The 23595-nt window shown below is 69.3% G+C and carries 23 protein-coding genes and 1 pseudogene; 13 read left to right on the forward strand and 11 right to left on the reverse strand.

The window, feature by feature from the left end:
- The first annotated feature begins 7 nt into the window (after nucleotides 1–7).
- The 3 genes from AMYAL_RS0127045 (at nucleotide 8) to AMYAL_RS0127055 (ending at nucleotide 3165) form a co-directional block, all read left to right on the forward strand.
- Nucleotides 8–790, forward strand: a complete 783-nt coding sequence (locus AMYAL_RS0127045) for a tryptophan 2,3-dioxygenase (RefSeq protein ID WP_020634401.1) — start codon at nucleotides 8–10, stop codon at nucleotides 788–790.
- Nucleotides 787–1977, forward strand: coding sequence for a kynureninase/PvdN C-terminal domain-containing protein (locus AMYAL_RS0127050; protein ID WP_020634402.1), 1191 nt, complete (start codon nucleotides 787–789; stop codon nucleotides 1975–1977). The genes AMYAL_RS0127045 and AMYAL_RS0127050 overlap by 4 nt, the downstream gene beginning before the upstream one ends.
- 117 nt (nucleotides 1978–2094) lie before the next feature.
- Nucleotides 2095–3165, forward strand: a complete 1071-nt coding sequence (locus AMYAL_RS0127055) for a Glu/Leu/Phe/Val family dehydrogenase (RefSeq protein ID WP_020634403.1) — start codon at nucleotides 2095–2097, stop codon at nucleotides 3163–3165.
- A 272-nt stretch (nucleotides 3166–3437) separates the two neighbouring features.
- Here the strand turns inward: AMYAL_RS0127055 and AMYAL_RS0127060 are convergent, their stop codons facing one another.
- Both AMYAL_RS0127060 and AMYAL_RS0127065 read right to left on the reverse strand, forming a co-directional pair.
- Nucleotides 3438–3626 carry a DUF5302 domain-containing protein gene (locus AMYAL_RS0127060; protein WP_020634404.1) on the reverse strand — a complete coding sequence of 63 codons (189 nt, stop codon included), beginning with the start codon at nucleotides 3624–3626 and terminating at the stop codon, nucleotides 3438–3440.
- Between the two features lie 74 nt (nucleotides 3627–3700).
- Nucleotides 3701–4666 carry a winged helix-turn-helix transcriptional regulator gene (locus tag AMYAL_RS0127065; protein ID WP_020634405.1) on the reverse strand — a complete coding sequence of 322 codons (966 nt, stop codon included), beginning with the start codon at nucleotides 4664–4666 and terminating at the stop codon, nucleotides 3701–3703.
- 130 nt (nucleotides 4667–4796) lie between these two features.
- Between AMYAL_RS0127065 and AMYAL_RS0127070 the strand changes: the two genes are divergently transcribed.
- Nucleotides 4797–6269 (forward strand): carotenoid oxygenase family protein, encoded by a 1473-nt coding sequence (locus AMYAL_RS0127070; RefSeq protein WP_020634406.1) that lies wholly within the window; start codon nucleotides 4797–4799, stop codon nucleotides 6267–6269.
- 131 nt (nucleotides 6270–6400) lie between these two features.
- Nucleotides 6401–7624: an acetyl-CoA acetyltransferase gene (locus AMYAL_RS0127075; protein WP_026467490.1), complete on the forward strand. Its 1224-nt coding sequence runs from the start codon at nucleotides 6401–6403 to the stop codon at nucleotides 7622–7624.
- On the opposite strand, the gene AMYAL_RS46230 is transcribed toward AMYAL_RS0127075, so the two are convergent.
- Together AMYAL_RS46230 and AMYAL_RS0127085 are read right to left on the reverse strand one after the other, a co-directional pair.
- The gene (locus tag AMYAL_RS46230; protein WP_020634408.1) at nucleotides 7540–7938 is read right to left on the reverse strand and encodes a hypothetical protein; all 399 of its coding nucleotides are present in this window, start codon (nucleotides 7936–7938) and stop codon (nucleotides 7540–7542) included. The two genes, AMYAL_RS0127075 and AMYAL_RS46230, sit on opposite strands and share 85 nt — an antisense overlap.
- Nucleotides 7939–8029: 91 nt before the next feature.
- Complete coding sequence (locus AMYAL_RS0127085; RefSeq protein WP_020634409.1) at nucleotides 8030–8899, reverse strand: alpha/beta fold hydrolase; 870 nt, start codon at nucleotides 8897–8899, stop codon at nucleotides 8030–8032.
- A gap of 61 nt (nucleotides 8900–8960) precedes the next feature.
- On the opposite strand from AMYAL_RS0127085, the gene AMYAL_RS0127090 reads away from it, so the two are divergent.
- On the forward strand, nucleotides 8961–9698 hold the full coding sequence (locus AMYAL_RS0127090) for a TetR/AcrR family transcriptional regulator (protein WP_020634410.1): 738 nt from the start codon (nucleotides 8961–8963) through the stop codon (nucleotides 9696–9698).
- A gap of 99 nt (nucleotides 9699–9797) precedes the next feature.
- On the opposite strand, the gene AMYAL_RS0127095 is transcribed toward AMYAL_RS0127090, so the two are convergent.
- Together AMYAL_RS0127095 and AMYAL_RS0127100 are read right to left on the reverse strand one after the other, a co-directional pair.
- Entirely contained in the window at nucleotides 9798–10430 is a 633-nt protein-coding gene (locus AMYAL_RS0127095; RefSeq protein WP_020634411.1) for a TetR/AcrR family transcriptional regulator, read from the reverse strand.
- Between the two features lie 201 nt (nucleotides 10431–10631).
- Nucleotides 10632–11996: a sensor histidine kinase gene (locus tag AMYAL_RS0127100; RefSeq protein ID WP_020634412.1), complete on the reverse strand. Its 1365-nt coding sequence runs from the start codon at nucleotides 11994–11996 to the stop codon at nucleotides 10632–10634.
- A gap of 77 nt (nucleotides 11997–12073) precedes the next feature.
- On the opposite strand from AMYAL_RS0127100, the gene AMYAL_RS0127105 reads away from it, so the two are divergent.
- The 3 genes from AMYAL_RS0127105 to AMYAL_RS0127115 are packed head-to-tail and all read left to right on the forward strand — an operon-like array spanning nucleotide 12074 to nucleotide 14357.
- Nucleotides 12074–12589 (forward strand): P-loop NTPase family protein, encoded by a 516-nt coding sequence (locus AMYAL_RS0127105; RefSeq protein ID WP_020634413.1) that lies wholly within the window; start codon nucleotides 12074–12076, stop codon nucleotides 12587–12589.
- Complete coding sequence (locus AMYAL_RS0127110) at nucleotides 12586–13245, forward strand: ATP-binding cassette domain-containing protein (protein ID WP_020634414.1); 660 nt, start codon at nucleotides 12586–12588, stop codon at nucleotides 13243–13245. The genes AMYAL_RS0127105 and AMYAL_RS0127110 overlap by 4 nt, the downstream gene beginning before the upstream one ends.
- 8 nt (nucleotides 13246–13253) lie before the next feature.
- Nucleotides 13254–14357 carry an FtsX-like permease family protein gene (locus AMYAL_RS0127115; protein ID WP_245193067.1) on the forward strand — a complete coding sequence of 368 codons (1104 nt, stop codon included), beginning with the start codon at nucleotides 13254–13256 and terminating at the stop codon, nucleotides 14355–14357.
- Between the two features lie 76 nt (nucleotides 14358–14433).
- Here the strand turns inward: AMYAL_RS0127115 and AMYAL_RS0127120 are convergent, their stop codons facing one another.
- The 5 genes from AMYAL_RS0127120 to AMYAL_RS0127140 all read right to left on the reverse strand — a co-directional run bounded on the left by AMYAL_RS0127120 (nucleotide 14434) and on the right by AMYAL_RS0127140 (nucleotide 19849).
- Nucleotides 14434–15135 carry a response regulator transcription factor gene (locus tag AMYAL_RS0127120; protein ID WP_020634416.1) on the reverse strand — a complete coding sequence of 234 codons (702 nt, stop codon included), beginning with the start codon at nucleotides 15133–15135 and terminating at the stop codon, nucleotides 14434–14436.
- Nucleotides 15136–15211: 76 nt separating this feature from the next.
- A complete protein-coding gene (locus AMYAL_RS0127125) occupies nucleotides 15212–16696 on the reverse strand; it encodes a nitrilase-related carbon-nitrogen hydrolase (RefSeq protein WP_020634417.1) in 1485 nt (494 codons plus the stop codon).
- A gap of 76 nt (nucleotides 16697–16772) precedes the next feature.
- Complete coding sequence (locus AMYAL_RS0127130; RefSeq protein WP_020634418.1) at nucleotides 16773–17579, reverse strand: sugar phosphate isomerase/epimerase family protein; 807 nt, start codon at nucleotides 17577–17579, stop codon at nucleotides 16773–16775.
- On the reverse strand, nucleotides 17579–18730 hold the full coding sequence (locus AMYAL_RS0127135) for a dihydrodipicolinate synthase family protein (RefSeq protein WP_020634419.1): 1152 nt from the start codon (nucleotides 18728–18730) through the stop codon (nucleotides 17579–17581). The genes AMYAL_RS0127130 and AMYAL_RS0127135 overlap by 1 nt, the downstream gene beginning before the upstream one ends.
- 78 nt (nucleotides 18731–18808) lie before the next feature.
- Nucleotides 18809–19849: a LacI family DNA-binding transcriptional regulator gene (locus AMYAL_RS0127140; protein ID WP_020634420.1), complete on the reverse strand. Its 1041-nt coding sequence runs from the start codon at nucleotides 19847–19849 to the stop codon at nucleotides 18809–18811.
- A gap of 38 nt (nucleotides 19850–19887) precedes the next feature.
- On the opposite strand from AMYAL_RS0127140, the pseudogene pip reads away from it, so the two are divergent.
- From pip to lpdA, 4 genes and pseudogenes are all read left to right on the forward strand, one after another.
- A pseudogene (pip, locus tag AMYAL_RS0127145) lies at nucleotides 19888–20826 on the forward strand (prolyl aminopeptidase); the annotation flags it as partial.
- 63 nt (nucleotides 20827–20889) lie between these two features.
- Nucleotides 20890–21297: a nitroreductase family deazaflavin-dependent oxidoreductase gene (locus AMYAL_RS51075; RefSeq protein WP_425332239.1), complete on the forward strand. Its 408-nt coding sequence runs from the start codon at nucleotides 20890–20892 to the stop codon at nucleotides 21295–21297.
- Between the two features lie 63 nt (nucleotides 21298–21360).
- A complete protein-coding gene (locus AMYAL_RS0127150; RefSeq protein ID WP_020634422.1) occupies nucleotides 21361–22131 on the forward strand; it encodes a lysophospholipid acyltransferase family protein in 771 nt (256 codons plus the stop codon).
- Between the two features lie 47 nt (nucleotides 22132–22178).
- The gene (gene lpdA / locus AMYAL_RS0127155) at nucleotides 22179–23564 is read left to right on the forward strand and encodes a dihydrolipoyl dehydrogenase (RefSeq protein WP_020634423.1); all 1386 of its coding nucleotides are present in this window, start codon (nucleotides 22179–22181) and stop codon (nucleotides 23562–23564) included.
- Nucleotides 23565–23595: the final 31 nt, after the last annotated feature.

A 23595-nucleotide genomic window follows, 5' to 3' on the forward strand; every position in this document is an offset into this window, starting at 1 on the left:
CAGAAAAATGAACGACACCCAGGCCGCATTGAGCTACACGTCCTACCTTTCGCTGGACGAAGTGCTGGACGCGCAGCATCCCCGGTCCGACGAGCACGACGAATTGCTCTTCATCGTGATCCACCAAGTGTATGAACTTTGGTTCAAACAAGTTCTCCACGAGGCGCTTTACCTGCAGGAGCAGCTCGAAGCGGGTAACACGGCTCACGCCACGCGCACACTGAGGCGAATCCTGACTATCTTCAAGGTGGTGGTCGCGCAGATCGATGTGCTCGAGACGATGACTCCGAGCCAGTTCACCAGCTTTCGTGCGCGACTCGACGCTTCGAGCGGGTTCCAGTCGGCTCAATTCCGTGTTCTGGAGGCCGTTCTCGGCCGCCGGGACGAGCGGGTGTTCGCGCATTACCCCGAGGGCGGTGATCAGCGTGCCCAGATCGCGGACGCGATGGCACGGCCGTCGCTCTTCGATTCCTTCACCGCCTACCTCGCGGTGAAGGGGTACGACGTCCCGACCGGGCGCGATGTCACCAAGCCACTCGAACCCTCTCCGGCGCTCCAAGAGGTTCTGCTGCGGGTCTACCGCGACGACACAGGGCCGTCCGTGGTGGCGGAGCACCTGGTCGACTTGGACGAAGGGATGCAGGAGTGGCGGTATCGGCACGTGAAAATGGTCGAGCGCACCATCGGAGACAAGACCGGGACGGGGGGTTCGTCGGGGGCGCATTACCTGCGTACGACGCTTTTCTCCCCGATGTTCCCGGACCTCTGGGCAGTGCGGAGCAGGCTGTGACGACCCTCGACGAACTCCGCGGCGACCCCAACGCGCTCGCGGCGCACTACACGGAATTCGGTGTGGCGGACCGGATCCTGCTGACGGGACATTCACACCAGGCTTGGCCGGACGTCGCCCGCGAAGGCCTTCTCGAGGCTTTCGCCGACGCGGCCGAAGAGGTCGACACGAAGTGGGACCGCGCCTTCGCGAAGGCCGACGAGATGCGAGCCGGGTTCCGGACGCTGCTCGGTGACCCGCACGGCGGGATCGCGCTCGGCGCCAGCACTCACGATCTGGTGATCCGGTTCCTGTCGGCGATGGACCTCCCGCGCCGCCCGCGCCTGGTCACCACCGACGGGGAGTTCCACACGCTGCGCCGTCAGCTGGGCAGGCTGGCCGAAGAGGGTGTCGAGGTCGTCCGCGTGCCCGCGTCGCCGGTCAGCACGCTGGCCGAACGCGTCGCGGCCGAGGTCACCGAAGACACCGCCGCCGTGCTCGTCTCGGCCGTGCTGTTCGAGACCTCCCGGCTCGTGCCGGGCCTGGCGCACCTCGCCGACGTCTGCCTGTCGAAGTCGGTGAACCTCGTCGTCGACGCCTACCACGCGCTGGGCGCCGTCCCGTTCGCGCTGCACGACCTCGGGCTCACCAACGCCTGGGTCCTCGGCGGCGGCTACAAGTACCTCCAGCTCGGCGAGGGCAACTGCTTCCTGCGGATGCCCGCGCACGCGCAGGAACTGCGGCCGGTCGTCACCGGCTGGTACGCCGAATTCGGCGCGCTCGCGGACGAGCGCCGTTCCGGTCAGACCGCCTACGCCTCCGGATCGGACCGGTTCGCCGGGGCGACCTACGACCCGACGAGCCACTACCGGGGCGCCCGCGTCTTCCGGTTCTTCGCCGAACAGGGCCTCACGCCCGAGTTCCTGCGGGAGGTCTCGCGGCACCAGGTCGGGTTCCTCGCCGAGGGCTTCGACAAGCTCGGGCTGCCCGAAGACGTCATCACCCGCGACCGGGAAACACCGCTCGACCGCCTCGGCGGGTTCCTGTCGCTGAAGTGCGCCGACGCCGGCGCGCTGCAAGCCGCGCTCGCCGAACGCGGCGTCCGGACCGACAGCCGCGGCCCGTACCTGAGGTTCGGCCCGGCACCGTACCTGTCCGACAGTCAACTCGACTCCGCACTTCGCATCTTGGGCGAGATCGTCGGCTAAGTTTGCGAGTGTGGCACCGTCGCCGCCGGATGACCTTCGTGCGGGGACTGTGCTTGTTCCAGGAACTTCGCACGTGCGCCACAAGCAGCGTGCACTCCATGACAAGGAGTCACCACAGTGACCGAAGTGTTCGGCCAAGGCACCGGCCATGAACAGGTCGTTTTCTGCCAGGACCAGGCCACCGGCCTGAAGGCCATCATCGGGATCTATTCGACGGCGCTCGGGCCGTCGCTGGGCGGGACCCGGTTCTACCCCTACGCGTCCGAGGAAGCCGCGCTCGCGGACGTCCTCGCGCTGTCGAAGGGGATGGCCTACAAGAACGCGCTCGCCGGGCTCGACCTCGGTGGCGGCAAGGCCGTCATCATCGGCGACCCCCACAAGCACAAGACCGAAGCGCTGCTTCGCGCCTTCGGCCGGTTCGTCCAGACGCTGGGCGGCCGCTACATCACCGCCTGCGACGTGGGCACCTACGTGCAGGACATGGACATCGTCGCCCGTGAATCGGAGTTCGTCACGGGCCGCTCGCCGGAGAACGGCGGCGCCGGCGATTCCTCGGTGCTCACCGCTTTCGGTACCTACCAGGGCATGCGCGCCTCCGCGGACGCCGTCTGGGGTGTCCCGGACCTCGCGGGCCGCAAGGTCGGCGTCGCCGGGGTCGGCAAGGTCGGGCACATCCTCGTCGGGCATCTGATCGAGGCGGGCGCGCAGGTGGTCATCACCGACGTCTCGCCGGCGGCGATCGAGCGCACCCGCGCGGCGTACCCCGCCGTCGAGGTCGTCGAGGACCTCGACGCGCTGATCCGCACCGAACTCGACGTCTTCGCGCCGTGCGCGCTGGGCGGGGTGCTGACCGACGAGACCGTCGGCGAGCTCCGCACCAAGATCGTCTGCGGCGCGGCCAACAACCAGCTCGCGCACCCCGGTGTCGACAAGCTGCTCGACGACCGCGGCATCCTCTTCGCGCCGGACTACCTGGTCAACGCCGGTGGCGTGATCCAGGTCGACGACGAGCGGCACGGCTTCGACTTCGCGCGGGCGAAGCGCAAGACGACGGCCATCTTCGACACCACCAAGGCGGTGTTCGCGCTGGCCAAGGCCGATGGGGTCCCGCCGGCGGCGGCGGCCGACAGGCTGGCCGAGCGCCGGATGACCGAGGTCGGCGGCCTGCGGTCGATCCTGACCGTGTAGGTCTCCCGTCCCGTAACGCCGTGAACGGTCCGTTCCTTGCAAAATTTGCCAGGAACGGACCGTTCATGGCATCGGGGGCCGCGCTCGCGTGATCAGACTCCGCACTTGCGTGATTGGAGGCGGGACTCGCGTGGTCGGGCGGGCAGCACGCGAGTGCGGAGCCTGATCACGCCAGTCACGGGCTCAACGTCGCGAAAGCCACTTTCGAGACATCAGGTGTCTCGAAAGTGGCTTTCGAGTCATGGTCCAGCAGGCCGGACGGGCGGCGGGACTCAGCCGCTCTTGCGACGGAAGGTGCGCTTGTTCGCGGCCGGACCGTGCGCGTGCAGGTTCTTCCCGCCGCCGTTCTCGTGGGCCGAACCGGAGCGGGACTGGGCCTGCTTGCGCTCCAGCGCCTCGCGGAACTTGCGCTTCGTGTCGTCCTCTTCGCCATCCGCTGGGGACGGTGCGGGTTCAGTCATTGCTACCTCCGAGGTGACGACGTGTGACCACGTCAGCCTGTCAGGAACGGTCCGGATTGGCGAGTCGATTTACGTCACCTGGGCGGCGCGGGCAGCTGGACCGGACCACCGAACTGGATCCGGTTCCGCAGCAGCGGCCGCCAGCAGTGGTCGCACAGCAGGATCGGCTTCAGCCGGTTGCCGCAGTCCACGTGTTCCAGGGTGATGTCGGGTTCCTGCCCCGGCGCTTCGAAACCCCGCGACCACTCGGCGATGAAGGCCAGGGCGGGGAAGAACGCGAGGCCTTTCGCCGTCAGCCGGTAGTCGTGCGCGTCGGTGCGGGTCTTCGCGATCCCTGTCCGCAGTACGCCGACCTCCACGAGTTTCGACAGCCTGCCCGAAAGCACGCTCGGCCCGATGCCGAGTTCGCGTTCGAACTCCGAGAAGTGCCGGGCCCCGAGCAGCGCGCTCACCACCAGGCCCGTCGACCAGCGGTCGCCGAGGAGTTCCATGGTGTCGGGGAAGAACATCAGCGGATCGCCCGCGAGGGACTCGGCGTCCTTGCGGCGGAAGCGTTTCGTCGCGGTCGCTTCGACGACGCCGGTGTCGTCGAGCCGTCGCGCGCGGACGTCGCGGGCGTCGACCCGGCGTTCGCAGGAGGTGCAGCCGAGCGGTGCCGAGGTGGCCAGTTCGCAGTCGAGGTGGATCAGCGTCGGCAGCACGGCACGCCGTCCCTCGACCCATTCCCGTTCCCACGCCCAGATCGAGATCAGCAGCGGCCACAGTTCGAGACCGCGTTCGGTGAGCCGGTACTCGTGCCGGGTCCGGCGCGCGTCCCGGTACGGCGTGCGGACGAGCATGCCCGCGTCGACCATTTCGCGCAGCCGCCCGGACAGCGCGGTGGGGGAGATGCCGAGCCGCAGCCGGAGCTCCTCGTAACGACGGAAGCGCAGGAAAAGGCTCTGCAGGATCAGCAGCGTCCACTGGTCGCCGAGCAGTTCGAGCGCCCGGCGCAGCGGATCGCCCGCCGGCCTGACGCGGTGCGCCGTCGCCTCTGTCACGTACGTGCCTCTCTGATGGTGTCGCTGTCAGCGTACTACTGACTACAGCAAAAGAAGCCTATTGACAGCTGACTACAGAAATCATAGTGTCTCAGCCAATCGGTCAACGCGAACCAACCGGGGAGAACCGATGACCAGTACCTCCGAGCAGCCGATCCTGGTGGCAGCCGCCACCGGGGAACCCGAGGTCAACCCGTACCTGATGGGCGTCTACGCCCCGGTCGGCGAAGAGATCGACGCGAGCGATCTCGAGGTCATCGGCCAGATCCCCGCCGACCTCAACGGCGTGTACCTGCGCAACGGGCCCAACCCGCGGTTCGAGCCGGAGGGCCGCTACCACTGGTTCGACGGCGACGGCATGATCCACGCCGTCCACCTGGAGAACGGCAAGGCCCGCTACCGCAACCGCTGGGTCCGCACCAAGGCCTTCGAGGCCGAATCCGCGGCGGGCAAGGCGCTCTGGAAGGGCGTCATGGAGTCGCCCAAGGGCAACCCGTTCGGCAACACGCACGGCCTGAACGTCAAGGACAGCGCCAACACCGACCTGATCTTCCACCGCGGCCAGGTGCTCTCCACCTGGTACATGTGCGGCACGCCGTACGCGGTCGACCCGCTCTCGCTGGAGACGCTGGGCGCCGAGGACTTCCTCGGCACGCTGGTCGGCGACATGATGGCCCATCCGAAGGTCGACGAGCGCACCGGCGAGATGTTCTGGTTCGACTACGGGCCGCGGCCGCCGTACCTGCGCTACGGCGTGATCAGCGCGGACGGCAAGGTCGCGAGCACGACCGAGATCGAACTCCCCGGCCCGCGCCTGCCGCATGACATGGCGATCACCGAGAACTACGCCGTGCTGATGGACTTACCGCTGGTCCAGGACATGGAGGCGGCGCGCAACGGACGGCACAAGCTGCTGTTCGACCGGTCGCTGCCGAGCCGGTTCGGGGTGTTGCCCCGCTACGGTAACGGTAGCCAGATCCGCTGGTTCGAAGCCAGCCCGTGCTACATCTACCACGTCGTCAACTCCTGGGAGCAGGGCGAGGAAATCGTCCTCGACGTCTGCCGCGTCCAGCGTCCGCAACCGCGCGCCGACGCGCGCACCCCGCTCGCCAAGATGCTTTCGTACCTGCGGCTGGACGCCTCGCTGCACCGGTACCGGTTCAACCTGCGGACCGGACAGTGCCTGGAGAACCAGCTCGACGACGACAACACCGAATTTCCGTCCGTCGACTCGAGGGTGGTCGGCGGCCGGAATCGCTTCTCCTACGCGGTGCACATCTCGCCGGACTCGACGCTCAAGTTCGACGGCCTGGTGTGCTACGACAATCGTGCCGGCACGAAGACCGAACACCGTTTCGGTCCGGGCCGGTGGGGCAGTGAGGCGCCGTTCGCACCTCGCGACGGCGCGGCCGCCGATTCCGATGACGGCTATCTGGTGACCTTTGTCCAGGACGAGCGTGAGGGGCGCTCGGAGCTGGACATCTTCGACGCCGCCGATCTCGCTGCCGGACCCGTGGCCAGGGTCCTGTTGCCCCAGCGTGTCCCGCTCGGTTTTCACGCGACCTGGGTCCGGGCGGACCAGCTGGAACCTTCCTGTAGTTGAGTGATCCCCTTCGCGCCCGCCCACCGGAGGGGTGTGGGCAGGCGGCGAAGGGCCGGAAAAGCCGCCGTCCGAGTCGCCCCTTCCAGGGGGTGGGGCGACTCGGACCCGGCACAACGGAGTGGATCGGGCCGATGACGGTCTTCGTACTGGGCGGGGCACAGACCGATTTCGCACGGAACTTCGCGAAGGAGGGCGGCGGGCTCGTCGAGATGTTCGAGGAAGTCGTGCCCGACGCCCTCGTCGACGCGCAGGTCGAGGCGAACGACATCGGTGTCGCCCACGTCGCGAACCTGGCCGCCGAGTTGTTCACCGGCCAGGCCCACCTCGGCGGGTTGCTGGTGGCGGCCGTCCCGGACCTGGACGGCGTGCCGAGTGCCCGGCACGAGGCCGCGTGCGCCTCGGGCGGGACGGCGGTGCTCGCCGCGAGCGCCGATATCGAGTCCGGCCGCTACGACGTCGCCTTGGTGACCGGGCTGGAGCTCATGCGCAACACCGACGCGCGGACCGCGGCCGGGCATCTCGGCTCCGCGGCTTGGGTCGGCGAAGAGGCGCAAACGGCCGAATTCCCTTGGCCCGCCTTGTTCGCCGACGTCGCCGACGCCTACGACTGGCGGTACGGGCTCGATCACGGACATCTGGGCCTGTTCGCCCGCAACGCTTTCGCGAACGCCGCGCTCAACCCGATGGCGCAGGCGCGGGACTGGCGGTTCCCCGACGGCTCGTTCGGCCAGGACGACCGGCTGAACCCCGTCGTGGAAGGAGTCCTGCGCAAGAACGACTGCGGCCGCATCTCCGACGGGGCCGCCGCGATCGTGCTCGCCTCGGCCGGATTCGCCGCGGACTGGGCGAAACGCGTCGGCCGCGACCTCTCGGACGTCCCCCGGCTGACTGGCTTCGGCCACCGGACGGCGCATTTGTCGTTGCGGGGCAAGCTGGATCGCGCCGAAGGGCACGAGTACCTGTTCCCGCATCTGCGGGGCGCGGTGCTCGACGCGTACTGGCGCGCGAAGGTCCCCGGCGCCGAGGAGATCGACGTCGTCGAACTGCACGACTGTTTCACCATCACCGCGCTCGTGGCGCTGGAGCACCTCGGCGCCGCCCCGCCGGGATGCGCGGGACGGCTGGTCGAATCCGGCGGGATCGCGCGGGACGGCGTCCTCCCGGTGAACCCCGGCGGCGGGCTGCTCGGGCTCGGTCACCCGGTCGGCGCGACCGGGGTGCGGATGGTGCACGACGCCGCGCGCCAGGTCGCGGGAACCGCCGGGCCGCTTCAGATCGACGGCGTGCGGAACGTGCTGACCTTGAACGTCGGCGGATCCTTCACGACCGTGGTCGCGATGGTCGTCGCCCGCTGAACCCACCGGCCGCGATAAGCCGCTCCGACGAGCGTCGCCCCGCAGAAGACGGCGGCGGCGACGCCGGTTTCGGGGGTGAATTCGAGCTCGCCGAGCCCGCCGACGGTGAAGCCCGAGTGGACGCTCCAGGCGATCAGCCCGGTCCCGGCTGCCGCCGCCAAACTGGTCACGGCACCGGCGACGAGGACGACGAAAGCCAAGGCCGCCAAGGAAAAGCCGTGATGTCGTGCCGAGCCGAGCAGACCGGCCACCGAAGCGGCGCAGACGACGGCCACACAGCCGAACGGGAAACCGAAGCACTCGGGATTCCTCATCCGGCCAGTCAACTCCGCGTAACCGGTCGTGCCGCCCGCGTGAACGGCTTTCCTACGCCCCGGCGGTGTTTTTTGACGAAATCCTGACGCCTCAGGCCTTGCGCGCGTGCGCGATGATCGCTTCGGCGATCGCGGGCCACAGCTGCCGCGGCAGTTCGTGACCCATTCCGGGGAACAGCAGCAGTTCGGCGCCGGGGATCGCTTCCGCTGTCGCCTTCCCGCCGGAGACGTTGATCAGCGGGTCGCTCTCACCGTGGATGACGAGCGTCGGGACGTGGACCTCGCGCAGCTTCGCCGTGCGGTCACCCGAAGCGACGACGGCGGCGGCCTGCCGCAGCCCGCCTGCCGGATGGTTCGCCCGGTCGTAGTTGCGCGCGGCCTTCATCCGCAGGAACTCCTCGTCGGAGGGATGTCCTGGCGAGCCCACGAGCTTGAACCACGCGACGCCGTCCTCGATCGCCTGCTCGCGGGTGGCGGCGGGCGGCCGGGTCAGCCCGGCGAGCGCGGCGGGCTCCGGATGCCCGACCGAGGGGTCCCCGGTGGTCGACATGATCGAGGTGAGGCTGAGCAGCCGCTCCGGCGCGTCGATCACGAGCTGCTGCACGATCATCCCGCCCATCGACGCGCCGACGACGTGCGCGCGGTCGAACCCGAGCGCGTCGAACAACCCGGTGACGTCGGCGGCGAGATCGGACAGCAGGTACGGCGCGGAGGTCAGGTCACCCGCGGCGAGCGCGGCCAGATCCGGCGCGGGGAGATCGTCCAGATAGGTCGAGAGGCCGATGTCGCGGTTGTCGAACCGGACAACGTGGAAGCCGCCACCGGCGAGCAGTTCGCAGAAGCCGATCTCCCAGGTGACCATCTGGGCACCGAGCCCCATCACCAGGACGAGCGGCGGATCCGCGGGGGAGCCGAAGGTGTCGTACTCGAGCTCGAGGCCGTTCACACGCGCGCGGGGCATGCCACGATCCTGCCCGAAGCCCCCACTTTCGTACCAACGGAGTGCGGATACGGTAGCCCGCATGCCGACTTTTTCCGAAGACACGGGTTCCCGGCCGCGGTCGCGCGTGGCTTCCGGAAGACCGGCGGTCACCAAGGCCCGGATCATCGACGCCGCGCTGGAGCTGTCGGCCGAGTCCGGCTTGGAGAACTGGACGCTGCGGCAGCTCGCGGCCGCCGTCGACGCCTACCCCGCGGTGGTTTACCACCACGTGGGTGACCGGGACACCGTCGTCGTCGCGGTACTGGACCGGGTGGTCGGCGAACTGACCCTGCCCGACGAGACCTTGCCGTGGCGGGCCTGGTTCGAGGGGTTCCTGCCCACCGTGCGGACCGTGCTGCGGCGCTATCCCGGTTCGGCGCGGCGGCTGGCCCTGTTCGGGCCGTCGGTCGCCGCCGCGGTGCCGACCATGAACACCGGCATCGGCCGCCTGCTCGCGGCCGGTTTCGGCGGCGAGGCGCCGTTCGCCTACAACCTGCTGCTCGCCACCGCCTGCCAGTTCGTCGCGATGGAGGACGACCGCGAGAGCGCGATGGCGCTGCAGCTCGACCGGACCGAGGGCTACGCGGCGTACCGCACCCGCACGGATCTGCCGGGGATGGCGGCGCTGGGCGAGTCGGTCTCGGCGCTGGTCGCGGACCCCGATCTCGCGGCGGGCTATTACGAGCGGCTCTACGGTTACGCGGTCGAGCGCTGCCTCGACGGGCTCGAACACCGGCTCGTCCAGCTGACCGCGCTCGGAAGTTTGACAGAGCGCTGACAGCGGATCGGCGTAGTGTGGAGGGATACCGGTGCTCAGTCACCGGTCCCGAAGCCCCTGGCACCCACCTCCCCCTCGAGGTGCCGGGGGCTTCTCACGTCAGCCGCGCGGAGCGGCGCGCTGGATCTCGGGGAAGACCTCGCCGACCAGCGTGACCAGCGATTTGCTGAGCAGCGTGTGCACCTGCGCGCGGTCGAGCGAACCGCGTACGAGCCATTCGCGGCCCGCCGCCTTGACCATCCCGCCGAACGCGCGGACCAGCGCGTTCAGTTCCTGGCCGTGTTCGCTCTCGCGGGAGAGACCGACCGCTTCGAGCACCCTGTCCGCCGATTCGCGGTCGGCCTCTTCGAGGATCCGTTCGACTTCGAGGTCCCGGCCGATGCCTTCCGGCGCGATCGCGGCCAGCCACATCTTCTCCTGGCTGGTGACCATGTCGAGGAACCATTCGATGGCGACGTCGGCGCGCAGTTCGAGCGGGCCTTCCGGCAGGATCTCGACCGCGAGCCGCGGCACGGTCAGCGCCCGCCGGATGATCTCCAGATAGAGTTCGCGTTTGGTGCCGAAGTAGTGGTTGATCAGACCCCTGGCCACCCCGGCCTCGGTCGCGATGTCCGATGTGGACACTTCCGAGTACGGGCGTTCCCCGAAAAGACGGGCCGCGCAGGCGAAGATCTGTTCCTTGCGTTCGTCCGGCTCCAGTCTCCGCCATCTCGGCGTCGGCTCGGTGGTCATACGCCCAATCTTCCCACGATCGATTCAGCCCGGCCGGGTGGTCATCGAATCTCTGTGACATTTAAAAGCAAAGTGTCAGTTAATCCGGCGTGTACCGTCTGTTGGCCCGCTGGTCTTTACCGTCTTCTTTCAGGTGGCATGCCGTGCGCGCTGTCGGGGCGCGTTTGCCTCCTACCGGCCCGGCCTGGCGAGTAACCCCCCCTAGCTCGCCAGGACCGGGCCTTCTTCACGCGGTGAGGGGCGCTCCGCGGGCAAGAGCAGCGTGAACGTCGTCGGCGAGGGGCTCGTCAGCCGCAGCCGCCCGCCCTCCGCCTCGGACAGGCTCCGTGCCAGCCGCAGCCCGATCCCGTGGCCCTCGCGTTCCTCGCTCTGCTCCTCGGTCACGAACGGGTCGTGCCCGTCCGCGATGACGCCCTCGTCGCTCACGTCGATGGCCAGCGCGTCCCCGGCGTCCCGCGCGAGGACGGTGACCGTGCCGCGCCCGTGCGTCGCCGCGTTGTCCAGCAGGACGGCGAGCACCTGGCGCACGGCCGCGTCCGCCGCCCGCGCCGGCAGGGCCTCGCGGCCGCTGATCCGCAGCGCGCGGCCGCGTCCGGCGAGCAGGCCGTGCCAGGTCTGGCGGACCTCTTCGAAGAGTTTGCCCAGGTCGAGCAGCGCGCGTGGGGCCCTGGTCTGCTTGGCCAGCGCCAGCAGGTCGTCGATGGTGCGTTCCAGCCTGTCCGCCGACGCGATGCTGTCGCGGATCGTCGCGTAGGGGTCGCGGTCGGGGCTTTCCAGTGCCGCCTCCAGTTGCAGGCGCAGCCCGGTCAACGGGGTCCGCAGCTGGTGAGAAGCGTCGGAGGAGAAAGTCCGTTCCCGTTCCAGCGTCTCGCCGATCCGCACGGAGGTGGTGTCGAGCGCTTCGGCGACCTGATCGATCTCGCGGACCCCGGTGCGGTGGGCGCGCGCGGTGAAGTCGCCCTCGCCGAGGCGTTCCGCGGTGCCGGCGAGATCCTCCAGCGGCCGTGCCAGCCGGGTGGCGATCCGGCGCGCGATCAGCCAGCTGGCGCCGATCGCGATGACGGCGAGCCCGACCATCTTCAACCAGGTCAGCCGGATCCGGTCGTCCAGTTCGGAGCGGGGATGGGCGGTGCGGATCACGCCGACCAGCGACGATCCGCTGATCACCGGGACGGCCAGTACCACCTCGTCTTCGCGGGTCCCGGTCGCCATGTCGGTGTAGTGCGCTTCGCGGACGAACCGGTCCTCTGTGGCCGGACCGTCGCCGACCAGGAGCCTGCCGGTCGGGGTGTAGACCCCGACCCGGATGCCGCGGATCCGGCCCTTGTCCGGTTTGACGGGTTTGAGTTCCGGGACCCGGCCGTTGGCGAGCTCGCCGGTCACGTCGAGGACGACCGTGTCGGCGGCCCGTTCCAGGTCGTGGGTCGAGTTGCCCTCGTGGAACCGCGCGACCGCGATGGCCAGCGGCGCCCCGAAGAGGGTGATCGCCAGCACCGCGGCCAGCACGGTGAGGGTGACGATCCGGCGGCGCACGGACCGAGTGTGGCCGACGAGGGTGAGGATCACCCACCCGACGCGATATTTTGCCGTCCGTTGACCTGAGTTCAAGGCGATGTTGACCCCGTTCGCTTTACCTTGGGGCCATGCGCCGACGTGCCGCCGTACTGGCCGGCCCGAGGCCCGGATCCGTCCCCCTCGTCCGGTTCGCCGCCTCGGGCGAATGTGTGGCCGTGCTGCCCGCCGGAAGTGGCGACGCACCCGAGGGTGCGCCCGGCGTCGGCGTGCTGCTCAGGCGCGGAAACCTCTTCGGTCACCTCACCGTCGGGCAGAACATCCTGCTGGCGGGACGGCTCGCCGGCCGCCGCTCCCTCGAAAACGCCGTCGACCTGCTCGAACTCGTCGGTCTCGCCGGACGTGGCGACGTCTATCCGGACGCGCTGTCGGCGCTGGAAGGCGCGCGGGCCGGAGTCGCCGTCGCCTTGGCCGGGGCACCCGAGGTGGTCGTCGCCGACGAACCGGCAGGCGAACTCGACGGGCTCGCCGCCCTCGAACTCATGGATCTGCTGTGCGCCGTCGCGACCCGCGGGACGGCCGTCGTCGTGGCGACCCGTGATCACGGGATCGCGGCGGCCGCGCACCGGATCGTGAGAGTGGCGTGACCGCACCACTGGTCCGCACCGACGAACTGGCGCACACCTATGGTTCCGGGCTGACCGCGGTGGTGGCCGTGCACGGCGTCAACTGCGTGATCGGCGCGGAGACCCGCGCGGTGGTGACCGGCAGGGCGGGCGCCGGGAAGACCACGCTGCTGCACCTGCTCGCCGGGATGAAGAAGCCGACGGCGGGCACCGTCGACTGGCCCGCGTTCGAGCCGTCGCCGCCGGGGCCCGACCTGATCGGGCTGGTGCTGCAGGACGGCGGGCTGCTGCGCGACCTCGACGTCCGGCTCAACGTCGCCCTGCCGCTGGTCCTCGCGGGCCGGACCGGCACCGCGGTCCGTGACGCCGTCGACGGCGCGCTGGAACTGGTGGGCCTCACCGGCTTCGCCAAGAAGGCACCCCGTGACCTGACGGGGGAGCAGATCCGGCTGGCCATCCTGGCCAGGGCGCTCGCGCCCGCGCCGAAACTCATCCTCGCCGACGATCCGGCGGGCTGGCTGGACCGGCGGGCGGGGGAGCGGCTGCTCGGCAGGCTCGTCCTGGCCGCGGACCGGCTGGCCGCCGGGCTGCTGGTGGCCACGGTCGACCAGGCCCCGGCCGGGCTGTTCGGCGAACGCTGGGCGATGGTCGACGGGAAGCTGGTGCGGGACCGATGATCGCGGCGATGGCGTTGTGGGTCGGCGGGATCGCGCGCGTGCGTCCCGTGCGGCTCGGTGTGCCCGCCGCCGGGGCCGCGCTCGTGACCACGTTGCTCGCGGTGCACGGCTGGGCCTGGGATCCGGCGCCGCCCTGGGTGCCCGCGACGGTGCTCGTGGTGCTGCTGGCCGCCCCGTCGGAGCGTTCGCTGCGGGGGGATCAGGACCTCCTGCGCGCCCGCGGCGCGACCGGACGGCAGGTTCTCGGGCTGGCCTCGGCCGAAGCCGCGGCCGCCGGACTGGCCGGTGGCCTCACCGGCGTCGTGCTGTCGCTGGTGTGCGGTTTTCTCCCCGGAACCGGCTTGGTGCTCACCTGGGAAATCGTTCTCTTGCTGTTCGCGGGGCTGCTCGTCGCGACGGTCGCCGTCCTGCCGCCGGTGGTACGCGAGTGGTATTTCGTCCCGGCCGACGACGGGCCGCCGTGGTGGTCGCCCTACGGCCTCGACTTCGTCCTGCTCGCGCTCGCCTTCTTCTGGCCGCTGCTCGGCTGGGCCGGCGGCACGATGCTGTTGTGGCGCCTGGTGGAACTGGGGCTGCGCAAGGGCAAACGGGTGATCGGCGGGGCGCTCAGGCCGTTGGTCTCAGGACTCGCGGGAGTGCTCGCGCTGTCCATTTCGTGGCGGAGCGCGCTGCTGGCGCGATCGGTGGCGCTCGTCGCGCTGGCGGTCGCGTTCGCTATCTCGTCCGCCCTCACCCGTGACGGCTGCACCGCGGCCACGGTGGACAAGGTGGCATCCCTCTTGCTCGCCGCGGCCGCGGCCGGGCCGTCGTTCGGGCTGGCGCTCAACGAACGGCGCCGCGACCTGCTGATCGTCAGCACTCTCGGCGGGAAACGCCGTCAGGTGGCGACGTTCATCGCGGGCGACGCGCTCATCGTCGGCGGCGGTGGCCTGATCGGCGGGCATCTGCTCGGCGTGTTGTTCGTCCTGCTCACGCCGGTGGAATGGGTGGCCTTCCCGCACGGATACCTCGCGACGCTGGGGGCCGTGGTGATCGTGTCGTGCGTGGCGGCGTCAGCGTGGATCGCGCGACTCGCCGCCCGCGACGAGGTCTCGGACCTACGCGACTACTAGCCCCAAGGCCAGTCACGCGAGTCACGTGTCCAATCACGCGAGTCACGCCTCTGATCACGACCGCGCGGCCGGCAAGCTAGCCCTCGAAGGGTTGTTCCAGGCGGTATCCGTGGCCGCGCAGCGTCGAAATCCTCGGCGCCTGCTCGGGGGTGGGCGCCGATTCGGTCAGCTTCCGGCGCAGCGCGGCGATGTGGACGTCGAGGGTCTTCGTGGAGCCGTACCAGTGCGCGTCCCACACCTCGGACATCAGGGTGTCCCGGCTGACCGCGACGCCCGGCTGTTCGGCCAGCCGCGCGAGCAGGTCGAACTCCTTGGCCCGTAAAGAGATCTCCCGGCCGCCGACGCTGACCCGCCGCCCGGCGGTGTCCACCCGCAGATGGCCGACGGCGATCGCCGGCCTGCTCTCCGGCGGAGCGGTCCCGCGCCGCAGATGCGCCCGCACCCTGGCGAGCAGTTCGCCGAGGCGGATGGGTTTGGTGAGGTAGTCGTCGGCGCCCGCCTCCAGGCCGACGACGACGTCCATCTCCTCCTGCCGGGCGGTCAGGATGACCAGGACCGCGCCGGGCAGCGCCGCGCGCAGCCGACGGCAGACCTCGACCCCGTCCAGATCCGGCAGACCGAGGTCGAGCAGGACGAAGTCGATGTCGTCGGCCTCCGCGGCCGCGAGCGCGGTGCGCCCATCGCGCTGCCAGGAAACCTCGTAACCGTGGAGGCGGAGGGTCGATTCGAGGACGCCACCGATCGCGTCGTCGTCTTCCACCACCAGCAGTTTCGGCATGCGGGGGAGCTTAACCGTTGAACACTGTTCTTTTCGGCCAAGACGTTACGAACACCACCCCGTCCGTAACGGCGCGCTAACGTTTCCCTGTGCGACTCCGCCGGTATGTCCACAAAGGACAGAGCGCGGCGGCGGCGAGGCACAGCCAGGCGAACACGTCACCGACACGGCTGTACACGGTCTGTGTTCTCGGCTGTACCGGGAGATCCGCGACGAGCGTCTGCTGGTCGGTGCGGAAATAGTCGGCGTGCCCGAGAATCCGGCCCTGATCGTCCACGGCTGTGGAATTTCCGTGGATGGAGTGGCGGAAGAGTGAGTAACCGTTTTCCACCGCGCGGAACGTGGCCTTTTCCGCGTGCAGCGAGCCGAATCCCTGCCAGTCGTTGGCGGGGACGAGCATCAGCGCGGTCTCCTTGTCCGCGGCCTGGCGCATCAGACCGGGGAAATCCGCGTCGTAGCAGATGACCGTCGCGAGCCGTCCGTGTGGCGAATCCGCGGTGGGGACCGTGCCGGGGCCGGGAGTCATCGGTTCCATCGGCGTCGGATGCGTTTTGTCGTAGGTCCACGCCACTTCGCCGGTCGGTCCGACGAGCACGGCCACGTTGCGGATATAGGGAGCCTGCTTGGTGTAAAGCGCGTAGGCGAGTTCCACGTGGATGCCCGCTTGCTTCGCTTCGGCGCCGACCCGCTTCAGCAGCGCGTCCTGGTCGCGTTCCAGTACACGGGCATGCGTTTCCGGCCAGACAACGATCTTCGCCCCCGCCGACGCCTGCTGCCGGGTCCTGGTCACGAGATCTTCGGTGACCGGCGCGAGCGCCGCCCCGACCGCGACCGGATCGGCCGCGCTGACTTCTTCGGCACGCCAGTACTTGACGCCGACCCGCTCCAGCGCGTCGGAGCTCGCCTTGTTGGCGTCGGCCGAGGGACTGATCCCCGCGATCCGGACGGTATGCGTCGTCGGGGCGTCGAACAGCAATCGCGCGCCACCGGCGAGGAACACCAGGCCGAGCACGCAAGCGTGGACGAGCGCCGTGCGCTTGACCCGCGGCCAGCCGTCCGCCCAACCGGTGTTCACCACGGAGGCGAACCACGCGAGGACGAAGGTGAGGCCGTACACGCCGGTCACGGACGCCGTCTGCAGCAGCGGCAGATTCCCGGACTGGGTGCTGCCGAGCGCGCCGAAGTCGCCGAAGTCGGTGATCAGCCTGAAGAGGTACTCGCCCGCGACGAGCGTCACCGGGAACACCAGTGTCTTCACCGGCCCCGCTCGGTCGGCGAGCAGGCGGTCGGCCAGGAACGCCGTCGTCTGCAGCACCGCGAGCAGCGTGAAGGCGAGCAGACCGGAGAGCACGAACAGCAGGCCGGTGACCCCGAGCCAGACCAACTGCCCGATCAGCAGGGACAGGCCCACCATGAGGATCGCGCGCCGGACGGGGATCTGCCGGGCGTAGCGGAGCAGGAAGATCGGGAACACCCAGGCGGCGAGGGGGACGTTCCACTCGGTGTGGACGGCGAGCAGGAGCAGCGCCGTGCCCAGCCACCAGAGCAACCGTGGTTTCATACCGCGAACGGTAGGAAACCACGGCCGCCCGGACAGCCCACCCAGGGCAGCGAGTGCTCCTTACTTTCGTCAGGTCTCAAGCGACGTGATCGCGGTACGCCTTGATGGTCTCGGCGAGGACTTCGCCGCCGGGACGGCGCCAGAGGTCGGCGTCGAACACCTCGACCTCGATCGGCCCGGTGTACCCGGCGGCCTCGACACACGCCTTCAGGTGCCGATGGTCGATCGGGCCGTCACCGGGCAGCGCGCGGCCCAGCAGCGTGTCGGTCAGCGGAACCTTCTGGTCGCAGACATGGAAACCGGCGATCCGCCCGGCCGCCGCGGCGATCGACTCCTCGATCCGCGGGTCCCACCACACGTGGAACTCGTCGACGATCACCCCGACCTGCTCGGCCGGATGCTCCAGCGCGATCGCCAGCGCCTGATCCACAGTGGACAGCACCGAGCGTTCGGCGCACTGCATCGGGTGGAGGGGCTCCAGGCCGAGCCGTACGCCGCGCTCACCGGCGTACGGGGCCAGTTCGCCGACCGCGTCCGCGACCCGCTGCCGCGATGACTTGAGATCGCCGTTGACCCCGCCGACTACCAGGACGAGGACGTCCGCGCCCAGCGCGGCCGCTTCGTCGATCGCCTCCCTGGTCTGGGCGACACCGTCCACAGGGGACTCTTCCGGGGTGATCCCGGTGAAGAACCCGCCACGGCACAACGACGACACGCCGACGTCGTACTCCTTGAGCAGCCGGGCCGTCTCCTCGACGCCGGTCTCGGCGACCTTGTCGCGCCACAGGCCGATCCAGCGGACCCCCGCCTCGGCGCAGCCCGCCACGGCCTCCGGCAGCGACCACGCCTTGGTGGTGATCTGGTTCAGGCTCAACCGGTCCATCACGCCACCCCCGCCGCGGCCAGCAGCGGCCGGATCCTCGCGACGGCGAGCTCCGGGTCGGTGAGTGCCCCGGCGGAGTCCGCCAGCCGGAGCAGTTCGGCCAGATGCGTGATGGACCGGGCCGATTCGCGGCCCGCGACCATCCGGAAGTGGTCTTGGTGCCCGTTGAGGTAGGCGAGGAACACGACACCGGTCTTGTAGTTCCTGGTGGGCGCGCGGAAGATCGCCCTGCTCAGTGCCACCGTCGGGTCCAGCAGGCCGTGGAAGCCCGCTTTGTCGCCTTCGTCGAGCCGGGCGAGCGCGGCGCCCGCGACCTGCGCGACGGCGTCGAAGATGCCCAGAAGCGCTTCGCTGTGGCCCTGGTCGTCACCGGCGATCAGTTCCGGGTAGTTGAAGTCGTCGCCGGTATAGCACTTGACGCCTTCGGGCAGCGCGCGGCGGAATTCAGTCTCGATCGACGCGTCGAGCACGGAGACCTTGACGCCCGCGATCACGCCGGAGTGTTCGGCGCAGAGCCTGCCCAGTTCCTTGGCGGCCTCGCGGACGTCGCCGTGGCCCCAGTACCCCGCCAGCGCCGGGTCGAACTGCTCGCCCAGCCAGTGCAGCAGGACCGGACGGTCCGCGCCGGAGAGCAGTTTCCCGTACGCGGCATGGTAATCCTCGGGCCCGGACGCCGACGCGGCCAGCGCCCGGCTGGCCATCACGACCGGGATCGCCCCGGCTTCCCCGACCAGGTCCAGCTGCTCCCGCCAGGCGTCCACAATGGACTCCGGGGTCGCGCCGCCGCCGGGAAGCTGGTCGGTGCCGACGCCTGCCACCCACGGCCGTCCGGCGGCGAGCGCGCCGGTGCGCCGGATGAGCTCCTGGGTGGTGCCCCAGTCCAGGCCCATGCCGCGCTGCGCGGTGTCCATCGCCTCGGCCACGCCGAGGCCGCAGGACCACAGGTGTTCGCGGAAGGCGAGCGTCGTTTCCCAGTCCAGTACCGCGCCCTCTTCGGGATCGGCGGCGGCGAGCGGGTCGGCGACCACGTGCGCGGCCGCGTAGGCGATCCGGGAGGTCGGCGGTGACACCGGTTTCGCGGGCGTTTCCGCCCCTTGCGGCGTCCACTCCGCCAGTCCGCCGTCGGCGGTGGGCAGGGCGATCAAGGTCATCGGGTCTCCGTGGCGCGGGGGTGAGAAAGCGCTTTCTCGGACCACGTTAAGTCACGCCGCGGGCCCCGCACAAGGGTTTCAGCGAGCAGGGGAAGCGGTGCTGGAGCGCAGGACGACCTCGCCGGACATGCGCACCACGCGCGGCCGGGTTCCTGGCGAGGCCTTGAGTGCCAGGTCCATGGCCCGTTCGCCCAGCTTCTCCAGTGGCAGCGCGACGGTGCTCAGCGCGGGCGTGAGATCGCGCACTACCGGGATGTCGTCGAAACCGGCGATCGACATCTCACCGGGGACGGAGACACCCGCGTCGCGCAGGGCCGCCATCGCGCCGATCGCCATCACGTCGGTCACCGCGAACACGCACGTCGGCCACTGCTTCCGCGGCCGGGCGAGGACCTTCTCCATCGCCTCGTAACCGCCGTCGCGGGTGAACGCCGCCTCGACGACGTCGTCTTCGGCCAGCTCGACGCCGTGCTCCAGCAGCTCCGCGGCGAAGCCCTCGAGGCGGTCTATGACGGTGGTGAGGCTCTTCGGTCCGGCGAGGACGGCGAACCGCCGGTGCCCCAGGTCCAGCAGCGCCTTCGCCAGTTCGGCGCCGCCGCCCCGGTTGTCGGGCTGGACGGTGTCCACTTTGAGCCCGCGATGCCTGCTGACCGCGGCGACATGCCCACCGCCGCGGCGGTACGGCTCCAGTTCGGCGGCCATCGCCTTTTCCCAAGCCTTGTCTTCGAACGCGGAACCGATCAGCAGAATGGCCGAGGCACGCTGGGCGCGCAGCGTCGAGACGTACGCGACCTCCTTCGCCGGATCGCGGAAAGTGCTCGCGAGCATCACGAGAAGATCGTTTTCACTCGCCACGCGCATGATCCCGCCGGCGATCGCGGCGAAATACGGGTCGCCGACGTCGTGACAGATGACCCCGACGGTGGGCTGTGAGCCACCGGCCAATGCCTGAGCGTGAGCATTGGGGGTATACGAGAGGTCGGCGGCCGCGGCGATCACTCGTTCGCGGAGATCTCCCCGGACGGTGGCGGTGCCGTTGAGTACGCGGGACGCGGTCGCGAGCGACACGTCCGCGGTGCGCGCCACATCTTCCAGCGTCACGTGGGGGCGGGCCTTCATCGATCCTCCAAGCTGGCGTTTGGGGCATAGTGGCGGACATGCTCGGCCTTTACCCGGAAATCGAACCTTACGTCCAAGGGATGTTGCCTGTCGGTGACGGCAATGAGATCTATTGGGAGGAATGCGGCGATCCCGAGGGCAAACCGGTGATCTTCTTGCACGGTGGCCCTGGAGGTGGTTCGAGCCCGAGACATCGCAGACTGTTCGATCCGGAGCGATACCGGATCGTACTTTTCGACCAGCGCGGCTGCGGGCGCAGCACTCCGAACTGTGCCACCCCGGAAGCCGATCTTTCGGTCAACACGACATGGCACCTCGTCGCCGACATCGAGCGGTTGCGCGAGCATCTCGACATCGAACACTGGATGGTCTTCGGCGGCTCATGGGGGAGTGTGCTCGGGCTGACCTACGCGGAAACACATCCCGCTCACGTCACGGAACTCGTCCTGCGCGGGGTGGCCACTTTGCGGGTGAAGGAACTGCAATGGCTCTACGGCGGGGGAGCGGCGTTCCTCTTCCCCGAGGCGTGGTCGCGGTTCCTGGCCCCGGTGCCGTTTTCGCGCCGCCAGGAGAACCTGATCGAGGTCTATCACGAACTGCTCAGCCATCCCGATCCCGCCGTGCACGGGCCCGCCGCGATCGCGTGGAGCCGCTGGGAGGGGGAAACGGTCAAACTGCGCCCGCGGGACGAGGTGATCGACGCGTTCAGCGATCCCGAATTCGCCCTCGCGATCGCGAGGATCGAGAACCACTACTTCCGGCACGGTGGCTGGCTGGCCGAGGACCAGCTGCTCCGTGACGCCGGGAAGCTTCGGGACATTCCTTGCGTTCTGGTCCAGGGACGCTACGACGTGGTCACCCCGGCCATCACCGCGTGGGAACTCAGCCAGGTGCTGCCGACCGCGGAACTGATGATGGTCGGCGACGCCGGTCACGCGTTCGATGAGGCCGGCATCCTGCACGAGTTGATCAGCGCGACCGACCGGTTCGCGGCAGACTGGCAGGGCGCCACACCCGAGCACGAGGAGAGGAACGCAGACATGCTTTTCGGTGACGAGCACGTCCGTCGCTACGAAGAGACCGACGGCGAGGTGGGCCACGACTGGGAGAAGGGCGCGCCTTGCCTGATCCTCACCACCAAGGGCCGCAAGACCGGCGAGGACCGCAAGTTCGCGCTGATCTACCAGTTCGACGACGAGAACAACCCGGTGATCGTGGCCTCCAAGGGCGGGGCGCCGGAGGACCCCGGCTGGTACAAGAACCTGCAGGCGAACCCCGAGGTCAAGGCGCAGGTCAAGGCGGACAAGTTCACCGCGCGCGCCCGGACCATCGACGGTGAAGAGCGCGCCAAGCTGTGGGAGAAGCTCGCGGCGGTCTGGCCGGACTACAACGAGTACGCGAAGAAGACCGACCGCGAGATCCCCGTGGTGGTCCTCGAACGCGTGTGATCCGCGCCGCGTTCGCGCGGGGATCCAGCCGAACCGGGGCGGGTTCGGCTACGAATTACGTCCATGGTGCCGATACCCCGTGAACGCTGGACCGCGCTGAGCCCCGTCTCGGGTGACTTGCTGACGTTCCGCCAGATGATCGCCTTCGGCCGGCGCTTCGCCCGCGCCGGCCGGGGCGCCTGGTTCAGCCTCGCGATCAACGTCGTCTGGCCGTTCCTGGTGCTGTTCACCCGGTTCCGGGTGCGCGGCGGCGAGCACCTGCCGTCGTCCGGCGGGTTCCTGGTCGCGTCGAACCATCTCTCGTTCGCCGATCCGACGACGGTCACGGCGTACTGCCTCGCGCACGGGCGCGTGCCGCGCTACCTGGCGAAGGCGAGCCTGTGGGACGCGCCGGTGGTCGGCTCGGTGATGCGCTCGGGCGGGCACATCCCGGTGTATCGAGGCGCGGCCACCGCGTCGGACGCGTACCGCGACGCCGTCAGCGCCGTCCGTGAGGGTGAATGCGTCGTCATCTTCCCGGAAGCGACCTTCACAGATCACCCGGACGGGTGGCCCATGCGCGGCAAGACCGGGATCGCGCGGATCGCGCTGGAGACCGGTGTCCCGGTGATCCCACTGGCGAACTGGGGCACGCACCACCTGCTGCCGTCGGACGCCGTGCTGCCGCGCGCCTTCCCCCGCAAGACGGTGAACCTGATCGCGGGGCCGCCGGTGGACCTTTCGGACCTCATGACGTCGTCGCCGTCGCGCGAGGTGCTGGAAGAGGCAACCGCGCGGATCATGGCCGCGGTGACCGACCTGCTGATCGAGGTCCGCGGCTCCCGCCCCGAGTAGGCAGTCTCACCCTTCGGACGGCTCCGGTGAGGGGTAGGTTTCGACGTATGAGTGCACACTATGACGTCGTTGTTCTGGGGGCCGGGGTCGGCGGTTACGTGGCGGCGATCCGGGCGTCGCAACTGGGGCTGAGCGCGGCGGTCGTGGAGGAGAAATACTGGGGCGGGGTGTGCCTCAACGTCGGCTGCATCCCGTCGAAGGCACTGCTGCGCAACGCCGAACTCGCGCACATCGTGACCAAAGAGGCGAAGTCCTTCGGGATCCAGGTCGAGGGGAAGGTCACCTTCGACTACCAGGCCGCCTTCGACCGCAGCCGCAAGGTCGCGGACGGTCGCGTCAAGGGCGTGCACTTCCTGATGAAGAAGAACAAGATCACCGAATACGACGGGCACGGCACGTTCCTCGACGCCAACACCATCGAGGTCAACGGCGAGCGGATCACCTTCGACAACTGCGTGATCGCCACCGGCGCGACGGCACGTCTGTTGCCGGGTACCACCCGCAGCGACCGCGTGGTCACCTACGAACAGCAGATCATGGAAAACGAGCTGCCGGAGAGCATCGTCATCGCCGGCGCGGGCGCGATCGGCGTCGAATTCGCCTACGTGCTGCACAACTACGGCGTCAAGGTGACCATCGTCGAGTACCTCGACCGGATGGTCCCGCTCGAAGACGCCGAGGTCTCCGCCGAACTCGCCCGCCGCTACCGGAAACTCGGCATCGAGGTGCTGACCTCGACCAAGGTCGAGGCCATCGACGACACCGGCGACCGCGTGCTGGTGACCGTGTCGAAGAACGGCGAGTCCAGGGTCCTGGAAGCGGACAAGGTGTTGCAGGCCATCGGTTTCCAGCCGCGGACCGAGGGATATGGCCTGGACAAGACCGGCGTGGAACTCACCGACCGCGGCGCCATCGCCATCGACTCGCGCGGCCGCACAGGAGTCCCGCACATCTTCGCCATCGGCGACGTCACCGCGAAACTGATGCTCGCGCACGCGTCGGAGTCCATGGGCGTCGTCGCCGCCGAGACCATCGCGGGCGCCGAGACCATGGAACTCGACTTCGTCATGATCCCGCGTGCCACCTACTGCCAGCCGCAGATCGCCAGCTTCGGCTGGACCGAAGAGCAGGCCCGCGAAAAGGGCTTCGACGTCCAGGTGGCGAAGTTCCCCTTCACCGCCAACGGAAAGGCGCACGGCCTCGGCGAGGCCGTCGGCTTCGTGAAGATCCTGAGCGACGCTACGCATGGCGAGCTGCTGGGCGCGCACCTGATCGGCCCCGAGGTGACCGAATTGCTGCCGGAACTGACCCTGGCGCAGCAGTGGGACCTGACGGTGCACGAAATCTCGCGGAACGTGCACGCTCACCCGACCCTGGGTGAAGCCGTGAAGGAAGCCATCCACGGGCTGGCCGGGCACATGATCAACATGTAGGTCTCGTGAGTGGTGAGGACGGTTCTCGACC

Origin of the sequence: Amycolatopsis alba DSM 44262, assembly GCF_000384215.1 — a bacterium.
Lineage (GTDB): Bacteria > Actinomycetota > Actinomycetes > Mycobacteriales > Pseudonocardiaceae > Amycolatopsis > Amycolatopsis alba.